10 protein-coding genes are annotated in these 10375 nt (G+C 69.9%); 4 read left to right on the top strand and 6 right to left on the bottom strand.

From position 1 onward, the window contains the following. Window positions 1-131: 131 nt before the first annotated feature. Window positions 132-2528 (bottom strand): ComEC/Rec2 family competence protein, encoded by a 2397-nt coding sequence (locus tag ACLQ28_RS32170; RefSeq protein ID WP_425690020.1) that lies wholly within the window; start codon window positions 2526-2528, stop codon window positions 132-134. Between the two features lie 710 nt (window positions 2529-3238). Here ACLQ28_RS32170 and ACLQ28_RS32165 point away from each other — a divergent pair. Then, window positions 3239-3691, top strand: coding sequence for a hypothetical protein (locus ACLQ28_RS32165; RefSeq protein ID WP_425690017.1), 453 nt, complete (start codon window positions 3239-3241; stop codon window positions 3689-3691). A gap of 87 nt (window positions 3692-3778) precedes the next feature. On the opposite strand, the gene ACLQ28_RS32160 is transcribed toward ACLQ28_RS32165, so the two are convergent. Continuing rightward, complete coding sequence (locus ACLQ28_RS32160; RefSeq protein WP_425690016.1) at window positions 3779-4648, bottom strand: helix-hairpin-helix domain-containing protein; 870 nt, start codon at window positions 4646-4648, stop codon at window positions 3779-3781. A gap of 244 nt (window positions 4649-4892) precedes the next feature. On the opposite strand from ACLQ28_RS32160, the gene ACLQ28_RS32155 reads away from it, so the two are divergent. Next, entirely contained in the window at window positions 4893-5318 is a 426-nt protein-coding gene (locus tag ACLQ28_RS32155; RefSeq protein WP_425690015.1) for an integrase, read from the top strand. Between the two features lie 269 nt (window positions 5319-5587). Here ACLQ28_RS32155 and ACLQ28_RS32150 read toward each other — a convergent pair whose 3' ends face one another. Next, window positions 5588-6367 (bottom strand): hypothetical protein, encoded by a 780-nt coding sequence (locus ACLQ28_RS32150; RefSeq protein ID WP_425690014.1) that lies wholly within the window; start codon window positions 6365-6367, stop codon window positions 5588-5590. A 106-nt stretch (window positions 6368-6473) separates the two neighbouring features. Between ACLQ28_RS32150 and ACLQ28_RS32145 the strand changes: the two genes are divergently transcribed. Together ACLQ28_RS32145 and ACLQ28_RS32140 are read left to right on the top strand one after the other, a co-directional pair. Beyond that, a complete protein-coding gene (locus ACLQ28_RS32145) occupies window positions 6474-6824 on the top strand; it encodes an integrase (RefSeq protein WP_425690013.1) in 351 nt (116 codons plus the stop codon). A 151-nt stretch (window positions 6825-6975) separates the two neighbouring features. Continuing rightward, complete coding sequence (locus tag ACLQ28_RS32140; RefSeq protein WP_425690012.1) at window positions 6976-7785, top strand: phosphotransferase enzyme family protein; 810 nt, start codon at window positions 6976-6978, stop codon at window positions 7783-7785. A 326-nt stretch (window positions 7786-8111) separates the two neighbouring features. Here the strand turns inward: ACLQ28_RS32140 and ACLQ28_RS32135 are convergent, their stop codons facing one another. The 3 genes from ACLQ28_RS32135 to ACLQ28_RS32125 all read right to left on the bottom strand — a co-directional run bounded on the left by ACLQ28_RS32135 (window position 8112) and on the right by ACLQ28_RS32125 (window position 10357). Then, window positions 8112-8486, bottom strand: coding sequence for a VOC family protein (locus tag ACLQ28_RS32135; protein ID WP_425690011.1), 375 nt, complete (start codon window positions 8484-8486; stop codon window positions 8112-8114). A 239-nt stretch (window positions 8487-8725) separates the two neighbouring features. Beyond that, on the bottom strand, window positions 8726-9484 hold the full coding sequence (locus ACLQ28_RS32130; RefSeq protein ID WP_425690019.1) for an SDR family NAD(P)-dependent oxidoreductase: 759 nt from the start codon (window positions 9482-9484) through the stop codon (window positions 8726-8728). Window positions 9485-9502: 18 nt separating this feature from the next. After that, complete coding sequence (locus tag ACLQ28_RS32125) at window positions 9503-10357, bottom strand: DegV family protein (RefSeq protein ID WP_425690010.1); 855 nt, start codon at window positions 10355-10357, stop codon at window positions 9503-9505. Between the last annotated feature and the right edge of the window lie 18 nt (window positions 10358-10375).

Genomic DNA, 10375 nt, shown 5'->3' with positions numbered 1-10375 from the left:
GACGACAACCTCTGCCCCGGCATGACCCCTCATCCTGACGAGAATCCACCCCGTTGCAACAACCACTTGAGCCCAAGGCAGCTGATGCCCCAACATCGGCGATACGGTGTCGATCAAAGCTCTCCGGCGCATTATCGGCCCACTGGCACGCCTCGCCGGACCACGGCCAGGCCGTCATCAGTCCGGATTGCCGCGAGGTCGCCGTCTGTGTCGGTGCGTAGCACTCGGGCGCCTCCCCTACTCAGCCGGGCGAGCAGCCCCAGGTTCGGGTGCCCGTACGTGTTGCCGCTGCCCACCGGCACGAGAGCGACTGCCGGCCGTACCGCGTCAAGGAAGCCCAGGTCCTGATACGCCGAACCGTGATGGGCGACCTTCAACACGTCCGCCCGCAACTGGCCGGGCGCCGCCCGCGCCAATATCGCGTGCTGTTCCTCGGTCTCCGCGTCGCCAGGCAGCAGGATCCGCACCCCAGCCACCGTGGCGCTCAGCACCAGCGAGTTGTTGTTCGGGTCGGATCTCGTACCGGCCAGCGGGTACGGCGGGCCGAGCACCAGCAGTTCGACCCCACCAATCGGATGGCGTGCACCGGCCACGGTGGTCAGCATCGAGGCCCGCCCGTCGGCCGCCGCAGCTCTGACCACATCCCCGCCGCTATCCGGATCGGTTGACGAGGGCATCAACACGGCGTCCACCCGTCGACCCTGGAACACCCCGGCCACCCCGCCCATATGGTCGGCATGAAAGTGGCTGATCACCAGCAGCGGCACCTCCCGTACGCCGAGCCGACGCAGGCAACCGTCCACCGCCCCTGGCTCCGGCCCGGCGTCCACCACCACGGCACGTCCGGGGCCGGCCGGTAACACCACGGCATCGCCCTGGCCCACCGCGCAGACCACCACCACCCAACCCGCTGGCGGCCAGCCGGCGGCCACCAACCGCACCGGGAGGGCACCCAGCACCACGGCGACGCCGATCACCGCCACCAGTCGCCGTACGAGTGGCCGGCGCACCGCGACCAGCAATGCGACGGTCAACACGGTCAGCAGCAGGGCACCCGGCACCCCACCTGGCCAGGGCAGCGTCCCACCCGGCAGTCGGGCGCCATGACGGGCGATGACCACCAACCACCAGGCCGGCCAACTCGCCAACCAGGCGACGAACTCGGCACCAGCCGGCCAGATCGGCGACACCGCGGCCGCCAGGACGCCCAGCACGGTCGCTGGCGCGATGGCCGGCACCGCCAGCAGGTTGGCCGGCACCGCCACCAGGCTGACCGTGCCGGAGATGCCGGCGACGACCGGCCCGCAGGCCAGTTGTGCGGCCGCCGGAACGGCCAACGCCTCCGCCAGACCGGGCGGGACGCCCCGCCGCCGCAGCCCGTCCCGCCAGCGGGGTGCGAGCAGCAGCAGACCGCCGGTGGCCAGCACGGAGAGCGCGAACCCGGCGTCGCCGGCCAACTCCGGGTCAGCCAGCACCAGCACGGTGACGGCAGCGGCCAACGCGGGCAGCGCGGCTCGTGGACGACCGGCGGCCAGCGCGGCGAGCCCGATCGCCCCCATCGTCGCGGCCCGTACGACGCTCGGTGACGGGCGAACCAGGATGACGAAGCCGACCAGCGCCACCCCGCAGAGCCCGGCAGCGAGCCACGGGCCAGCCCGCGCCCACCGGGCCAGCAACAGCACCGCACCTACGACAATTGCCACGTTGGAGCCAGAAACTGCCGTCAAATGTGTCATTCCAGTTGCTTTGAAGTCCTCCTCGACGGCCGCAAGCAGTCGGCTCGTGTCGCCCACCACCAATCCCGGCAACAGCCCACCCGGCTCGTCGGCCAACGGCAGGCAGGCGCGTTGCAACCCGGAGCGAAGCGATCCGGCAGCCCGCTGCACCCACGGGGGCTCACCCAATCGGACCGGCGCGCTGTTGACCGACAGGACGGCGGCGGTCAGGTCACCGCCCCGAGGTGCCGCCAACCGGCCGGTGGCGCTAAGTCGCTGCCCAGGCAACAGATCCTGCCAGCCCGGACCGCTGGCCAGCACCAGGATCCTGGCCGGTGTCTCGATCCGCCGCGTGCCCGGCTCGCTCAGCCAGGACAGCTTGGCGGAGAACAGCAGCATCGCTGGCCGACCGGGTGCCCCGGACACCTGCCGAGGGTCGTCACGGACAACCAGCCGGGCGGTGACCGAGGCGCCGGACCGGACCACCTCGGCCAGTGGCGCCGCGTCCCGTACGGCCAGCCGGGCTGCGGTCGCCGCGCTGCCGCAGACCACGCCGAGCAGGACGGCGACGGCGATCCAGCCGAACCGCACCACGACCGAGCGGCGAGCACCGTGACTGAGGTGTGCGGCCAGCGCCAGCGCGGCGGCCCCCGCCACCGACGCGATCAACACCCCGCTCCGGATTGACAGGTAGAGCACGGCAAGGGCGGAGAGCCAGGCCGCCACCGCAACGCCGGCAAGCCGCAGGTCCAGCGGCGCCGTCCGGCTGCCCGACTCACTCGCTGGCGGCTCCGCCACCGGGGCGTCGCCCAGTGCGGCAACACCGACCCCCACCGGCAGGGCGGGACGAGCCGCCGCACCACCGAGGAGCCGGGTCAGTCGCTCCGGCGCCCTCGTCTCGTCGTCATCGGACACCAGCCGGACGGTAGGCGGGGTCGACCGGCCGCGCCGCCGACCGTCCCTCGCCTGTGGACAGCCGACCCGCCTGTGGACAACCCCCTGATCATGCTTAAATCTGCTACGGCCGTACCGGGAGGAAGCGGTAATCCTCCGCGTGCTGGCTGAGGCGATGCAACCCTCAGCAGGGAGTCCGTCGCCTGCCCCGGAAGACATGATCGTTTACAGTCGGGCTGGTGCGTGAACAAGCCCCGCGTGATGCCACGGACGCCAGCGACCGAGGGTCACTAGACCAGCCGTTGAATTCGACTCCTTCAACGGCACGGAGTCCGTCACCTGATCCAGAACCCGCGCCCTCCTCCGGTCCGGCTGCGGCTGAACGGACCGGGCGTCACGCCAGGGGCGCCGACGACCGACGGTCCGCCGACGAGAGATTGGGTGTTCGCGACACTTCTGCCAAGGGGATGTGGTCAAGCGTACTTTTTGACCTGTCCTGGGTACGGGAGGCATCCCGACGGTCGGCAGATACGGGATCACCCACCTCCACCAGTTATCCGTCGAGGCTCTGGAAAGGGCGTCTCTCGGATCTGTGGCGGATCCCGCTCCTACTGCTCACCCTGGGCGGGGTGATCTTCCTCGCCTCCGGAGTGTGGGGGGATTTCAAGGTCGGCGCCGGAATCGAAGGACAGCCCGGCAAATTGACCATCACGTCGTGCGCCAGGGATCACACAACACGCAACCATTCGTACAAGTGCGAGGGGCGATTCGTCCCGACGGATGCCGGATCACCACCGACGACGGCGTGGGAACAGACTCATCAGGTTGTTGCCGCAGGCAGCGTCGTCAAAGTAACCAGGACAGCCAACGGCGAGGCCATGACTCGACTGAACGCATGGGCCGAGGGATTCGGCGCGATCAGCCTAGCCCTGTTCCTGTTCGGGGCCGCATCTATCTTCCTGTCGAGAAGGAACTCTCAGTGGGGCCCCTGGGTCTTATGGATCGGTCTCATTCTGTTGCCCCTTGGACTCGCCGGCGGGTTGCTCTTCGCCATTGCATCGCTATCCACTGAAGCAATTTAATGATCGGTCGTCCATTTCGTTAGCCCCGGAAGGGCCGGCCGCCGGACAGCCCGCCACCACGGGCGCACGGGTCAGTTACGCCGCCGCTCACACCGTCACCAGGTCTTTGAGCTGCTCGTACCGTGCGTCGCCGATCCCGTCGACCTGGCGGAGGTCACCGACCGCCTTGAACCCGCCGTGCTGGTCCCGGTGGTCGAGGATGCGCTGGGCGAGCACCGGCCCGACCCCGGGCAGCGCGTCGAGCTGCGCCAGGGTGGCGGTGTTGAGGTTCAGCGGTCCGGCGGCGGCCGCGGCCGCACCGCCGGGCGGCCCGGCCGGCACCGGCGGCGGCGTTATCCCGACCACGATCAGCTCACCGTCGGTGACCTTGCGGGCGGGGTTGAGCAGCGCCACGTCGACCCCGGGGAGTGGGCCGCCGGCCGCCTGCACCGCGTCGGCGAGCCGGGACCCGGCCGGCAACCGCACCAACCCAGGTCGGCGGACCTTGCCCGCGACCGCCACCACCAACTCACCGGAGCCGGACGCGCTGAGGTCGCCTGCCGGAGTGACCGCTGCGGCCTCGCTGCCCAGCGGTGCGACCGGCTCGGCGTCCGGCCGGGACCGCCAGGCCCATCCGGCGGCGGCCAGCACCACCACCGCCGCGACGACGGCCAGCGCCCGCACACCGCGTCGCCCCGGGTCGAACGCGCCAGGCCCGGACAGCCGCGGGGCCACCGAGTCTTCTACCGCAAGGGGTACGCCCGCGTCCGGCTCCTCCAGCGGCACCCCGGCCCGGGGCTCCACCAACGGTGCCCCGGCCCGGGGCTCCACCAACGGCACCCCGGCCCGGGGCGGCAGCCCCCCAAACGGAGGTACGCCCACGAGCGGTGCCCCTGCCGGGTGCGACGACACGTCCAGCGGCGCCTCCGTCAGCCGGCGCAGGCGCTGGCGGACCTCGATCTCATCGTCGTGCGACACAGGGTGACGCTACGGCGACGGCGAGGGCGGTGAGGTGTGGCGACGCCGCCCTGTGGATAACCCGTGCCACTGTGGACAACGCCCTGATCAAGCTCAGACCTGCTATATAGCGCTCAGCAGCACCCGGAGCATGGCTAGCAGCCCAGAAGTTGGGCGGCGGCGCTGCGCCGCCACCGCAGCAGCCGGCGAAAGCGATGGCGCAGGGCCGACGGATCGGCAAAGATCCGACCGGGGGGTGGGCTGCGTGCGGACTCGACTGCGGCAAATACGGATCGACGGGCGCACCTTTGTGTGGCGCGCGGTGATTCATTGCGTGCGGGGCAGCGGCGACTGCCACCGGGCCATCCGCGTTCGAGCCTGGGGTGCCGGTAAGACCAGCCAAAAACTCGAGGCGGATCTGCTGTCGATCACCGGGCCAACGTCATCGGAGGCGTGTGCGACAGACGACAGCTATCCCACGGCCGTCGACGTGCGGGCAGTCATCAGCTATGCGCTGGAGAACGGTTGGCAGCCAGAGCAGCGGGGCGGAACGTTCATGCTCTCTGAGCGCGAGCATGGTGCCCGGTTCTCGCTGCCGAGTTTCCTGCTGGTCGATCCCGTACGCACGGCCGGGAGTGGCGACCCCACTGCGCAGGTGACAGGCGCCTACGAGGCTCAGCGGCGAGGCTGACGGCCGGCAGGCCCGCTACAGGTACGGCCGGGTGATGATCTCGATCGCGTGTCCCGCCGGGTCCATGAAGTAGAAGCCCCACCTACCGTGCTCGGTGTCGGTCCCCCTCCCGCCTCAGCTGCGGGTCAGCCCAGTACGTGATGCCACGCCTTTCGACGTACGCCAGGCACCGGACGAACGGCTCATCCCAGAGGGGCGACCGGTTCCGACTGTTGACCTGGTCTGGTCAGGGCTGGCCCCGGACGCCAGAGGATGAGCCAAGCCATGGTTCAGGATTGGTGGCGGGCCTGGCGAGGCGAGGGCTCCGAGCGCGGCGGACCGGACTTGCGACGACCAGCCTTTCCCCGCGGGCGCTTCCGCCGCGGGCGAGTGCCAGTCTTGGCAGCAGCGCGTCTAGAAGGTCGCCGTCGACTCGAGCCTGTCGTTCCGTCATCGTTGATCACGCGTCGGCCGGCGGCCAGCGTACTGAGCACAGCGGTGACGACGAAGATGCTCGGCCAGAGGGGCCACCCGCTCGCGCTTTCGACGAGTTCTTCCGGCAACCGTGGGTCGACCAAGCCCTGGGGATCACGCACCACCGTGACTCGTTGCCCCACTGCGCCTTCCGGCTTGTCCGACGCGCCAGTGGGGTTCCCTGGCCAACGCCCCAATTCCCCAGGAATACGCTGGTTGTGCTGATCGGCAAGCGTGTAGTGAAGCTGATGGACCTTCCCCGTTTCGTCGCGCAGAGAAACGACGGTGGCCACGACCCGCTCGCCGCGATGCGTGAGCACAGTTGACCACAGTCCCTCGGCAGCAGCGAGCATGAAAAAGGCACTCACCAGCGAAGTGAGGACCAACAGGACCACGTGCGGTGGCATCCCGGGCGAGGTCACCCGCACGGCCACCGCCAGGGAAACGCACCACAGCAGGAGGGCTGGAATGCCTGCGTCCTCGGCTCGGATCCAGGTAGTCGCTCCCACGGTCCCGACCGCCTCGGTGAGGGTGAACACCAACAGGTACACCCCGGCCAACGGGTTGATCCATCGACGAACAACGACGGCCCCCATGGGCGCAGCGTAGGTACGGTAAGCAAACTCCTGGCGGTCTATTGGAGAGTGTGAAGTAGAGTGCACCTTGTCGATCTTGAATGATCCGACGACGGAGGTGGCTCAGATGCGGGCTCGACTACGGCAGATGCATATCGACGGGCGTACCTTCACGTGGCGCGCGGCACTGCACCGCGTGCAGGTCGACGGTTTCTCCCACCGGGCCGTATACGTTCGGGCCTGGGGATCCGGCGGCAAGAACAGCCAGAAACTCGAAGCGGACCTGTTGTCGACCCCCGGGCCGTACGTTGTCGACAACGGCTACCCCACACCCGCCGAGGTGCGGGCGGTCATCATCTGCGGCCTGAAGAGTGGTTGGCAGCCAGAGCAGCGGGGCGGAACGTTCGTGCTCTCCGATCGCAAGCATGGTTCCAAATTCGCGGTGCCGGGGTTCCAACTGACTAATACTCCAACGTAATTTGGTGTCGGCGTACCGGCTCCGGTGCAGAGACAGGTACGGCTTGACGACAAAGCTGCATCGGGAGCGGGCGGCTTGCCGATGGTCGACTACCGCGACGGCTGGGAAATTCAGTGGTCGTGGCGCTGTCACTCCACTCAGGATGCTGTGCATGAGTGGTCACGACGCCGGTGCAGCGATCGGGCAGGAGGAGGTGCTGGCGGGAGGCAACATGGGCGGCGCCGTACGCGTTGGCGTCAGCGTTCGCCGCCGGGCCGATGCCTGGAGCCCAACGATCCAGAGACTCCTACGGCACCTGAGACAGCATGGCCTGGACTGGGCCCCTGAGCCCCTGGGGCGCGATCAGGACGGACGCGACAGCGTCTCCTACCTGACCGGTGAAGTGCCGCAGTACCCGCTGCCGGAGTGGATCTGGAGCGAACAAATCCTTACCGACGCGGCCCGGCACCTGGCCCAACTACACGCAGCCAGCGCAGACTTCGACACCGCCGACGCGAGCTGGCAGATCCCAGCCCACGAGCCGGTCGAGGTCATCTGCCACAACGACTTCGCCCCCTACAACATGGTCTTCACCGATGGCCGGCTCACGGGGGTAATCGACTGGGACACCGCCTCTCCTGGCCCACGGGTTTGGGATCTGGCCTACCTCGCCTACCGGTTGGTGCCCCTGACCGATCCGGCCAACGGTGACGGCCTGGACAGTGACGTGGACCAGCGAGCCCGACGCCTGCGCCTGCTCTGTGACACCTACAGCCGCCACCACGGCCACAAGGTGGGCCCGGCAACTGTGCTTCCTGTCACCGTGCGGCGCCTGCATGACCTCGCCCACTTCACTCAAACCTGCGCCGATGCCGGTCAAGAAGACCTTCGCAGCCACGTGCACCTCTACCGGCGAGACGCGGCATGGATCTCCGCCCACACCAAAGCCCTGAACGGGTACCGCCGACTGAGGCCGTCATAGCAGCCAGCGCGCATCGGCCTCTGCACATCCGCACATGCCGCGATCCGCGCACGCACCTCCGCCCTGCGGTAACCGAACGTAGTCAGTTCAGACGGCCGTCCTGGCGGTGATGACAAGGCAGAGACGTCGATCTGTCGGCATGCGGATCTCTGGCGACGAACATCCCAAGCCCGAGCCCGACGAGCCCACTACCAGCGCAGACAGGCGAAGTGACGTTGGAGTACTAATCCCGTACGCCCGGGCGAGAGCGCGGACCCCACGACCCACGAGGCTCAGCAGCGAGGCTGACGGCCGGTGGGGCAACCGCGCCCGACCGGCCGGGGCCGCTACAGGTACGGCCGGGTGATGATCTCGATGGCGTGGCCGGCCGGGTCGAAGAAGTAGAAGCCCCGCCCACCGTGCTCGGTGTTGGTTTCCCCTTCCCGCTTCAGCTGCGGGTCGGCCCAGTACGTGATGCCACGCCCCTCGACGAACGCCAGGCACCGTGCGAACAACTCGTCGTCAACCATGAAGGCGTAGTGCTGCATCTGGATGTCCACCGGCGGCTCGGCGAACTGGAGCAACACACCGCCGTCCAGCAGGATGTTGACGAACGGCCCCCACGACGGCGCCTCCGGCAGCTCGAACAGCTCCCGGTAGAACGCGGCCGAGGCGTGCTTGTCCTTGCTGGCGATGATGGTGTGGTTGAACGTGACTGTCATGCGTACCGTCTTCCCGGTCGATCCGAAGACCCGACCGGAAGCCCCGAGCGTTCACCCCGCCACACCGATGACAAAGCCCCGAGGGCGCCGACGCCCCGGATCCCGCACGAGAGACGCGCGTATCGCGTCGATCTCGGCGTGGTGGCTGAAGTAGCCAGAACCTCCGGGGGGGTAGGCCCATCTGGGGCGCGTACGGAGGCTAACACAAGGAGCCGGATCAGCTGTGCGGCGCAAGCCGGTCAGTGGGCCTCCGGGTCGAGGCCGAGCACGGCTCGTCCTCCGTCCACCGGCAGGATCACCCCGTTGACGAAGCTCGCCGCTGGTGACAGCAGGTACGCGACGGCCTCGGCCACCTCGTCGACCCGCCCGATGCGGCCCACCGGGTGCAGTCGATTCAGCTCGGCGTCGATCCATTGGGCCTGGGTGGGCTCCTGGGCGGCCAGGAAGTCGGTGTGCCGCTCGGTGGCGATCGAGCCGAGCGCGACGGCGTTGGCGCGGATGCCGTGCCTGCCGTACTCGACGGCCAGCGCCCGGGTCAGCCCTTCGACGGCGGCCTTCGCGGTCGCGTACGGCAGGGCGCCTGACACGGGCCGGCGGGCCTGGTGCGACGAGACGTTGACGATCGCGCCTCCGGCGGCGCGGGCCAGGAACCGCCGGACGGCCACCGCTGCTCCCACCACGGCCGGGCGCAGGTTCAGCCCGATCAGGTCCAGCACCGTGTCGGCCGACGCGGAGTGCAGCGTGGCGTCGCGGAACACCGCCGCGTTGTTCACCCAGCCGGTCAGGGGCGCGGCGCGTTCGGCCAGCTCGGCGGCGTGCTCGGCCACCCGCTCGTCCGCGGCGTCGCCGATCACCGCGGCGAGCCGGTCGGCGGCCGGGTGGCCGGCCAGCCAGTCGGCCGCGTCGGCGTCTCGTTCCAGCACGACGACGAAGGCTCCGGTCGCCACCAGGCGCTCCACCACGGCCCGGCCGACACCGCGACCGCCGCCGGTAACCACGCAGGACGGGGGCACTGCTCAGCCCTGCGGTCGCCGGTGGACGACCACGCAGGCCAGGCCCGGCCCGGCATGGGCGGCGACGACTGCGCCCGCCTCGGAGACGTACGTGTCGTGCAACCGGTCACCGAGGCGCTCGGTCAGCGCGGCGCGCAGCGCCTCGGCCCGTTGCGGCGCGGCCAGGTGGTGCACCCCGAGATCCACGTCGTCGCCCCCGGCTGCTTCGACGGCCAGGTCCACGAGCCGGGCCACCCCTCGGCTGGCGGTGCGGACCTTCTCGCGCAGCACGATCGCCCCGTCCGGCATATGCATGATCGGCTTGACGGACAGGGCGGTGCCGAACAGCGCCTCGGCCGCGTTGATCCGGCCGCCTCGGCGGAGGAACTCCAGCGTGTCGACGTAGAAGTAGACGGTGGTGCGGGCGACGGCGGCGAGCGCCGCGTCGCGTACACCGGCAAGGTCGACGCCGGCCTCGGCGGCGGTGACGGCCGCGATGGCCGGGAAGCCCAGCCCCATGCCGGCCGCGCGGCTGTCCACGACCTCCACCCGGCCGTCCAGGTCGGCAGCGGCCAGGCGGGCGGCCTCGACCGTGCCGGACAGCGCGGCGGAGAGGTGCACTGAGACGACCCCGTCGGCGCCGGCGTCGAGCAGCTGGCGGTACGTCCGGGCGAACTGCTCGGGTGCCGGACGGGAGGTGGTCGCTGTGACCCGGCGGGCGCTCAGCGCCAGGGTGGCATCGGCGGGCTGGGTCTCCACCCCCTCCAGGCCCTCCGCGCCGTTGAGCACGACGGTCAGCGGAATCACCGTCAGCCGGTGCGCCTGCGACAGCTCGGGCGGAAGGTAGGCGGTGGAATCGATGACGACCGCGACGGGCATGCCCGGCACGCTAGCCGA

It is taken from the genome of Micromonospora sp. DT201, assembly GCF_049841575.1.
Classification (GTDB): Bacteria; Actinomycetota; Actinomycetes; order Mycobacteriales; family Micromonosporaceae; genus Micromonospora.
This window is presented reverse-complemented; position numbering and strand designations above follow the sequence as displayed.

Coding starts and splice junctions, on each gene's coding strand:
- ACLQ28_RS32135 (WP_425690011.1), bottom strand. CDS start 8,486: ATGACAGTCACGTTCAACCACACCATCATCGCCAGCAAGGACAAGCAC.
- ACLQ28_RS32150 (WP_425690014.1), bottom strand. CDS start 6,367: ATGGGGGCCGTCGTTGTTCGTCGATGGATCAACCCGTTGGCCGGGGTG.
- ACLQ28_RS32145 (WP_425690013.1), top strand. CDS start 6,474: ATGCGGGCTCGACTACGGCAGATGCATATCGACGGGCGTACCTTCACG.
- ACLQ28_RS32140 (WP_425690012.1), top strand. CDS start 6,976: ATGAGTGGTCACGACGCCGGTGCAGCGATCGGGCAGGAGGAGGTGCTG.
- ACLQ28_RS32125 (WP_425690010.1), bottom strand. CDS start 10,357: ATGCCCGTCGCGGTCGTCATCGATTCCACCGCCTACCTTCCGCCCGAG.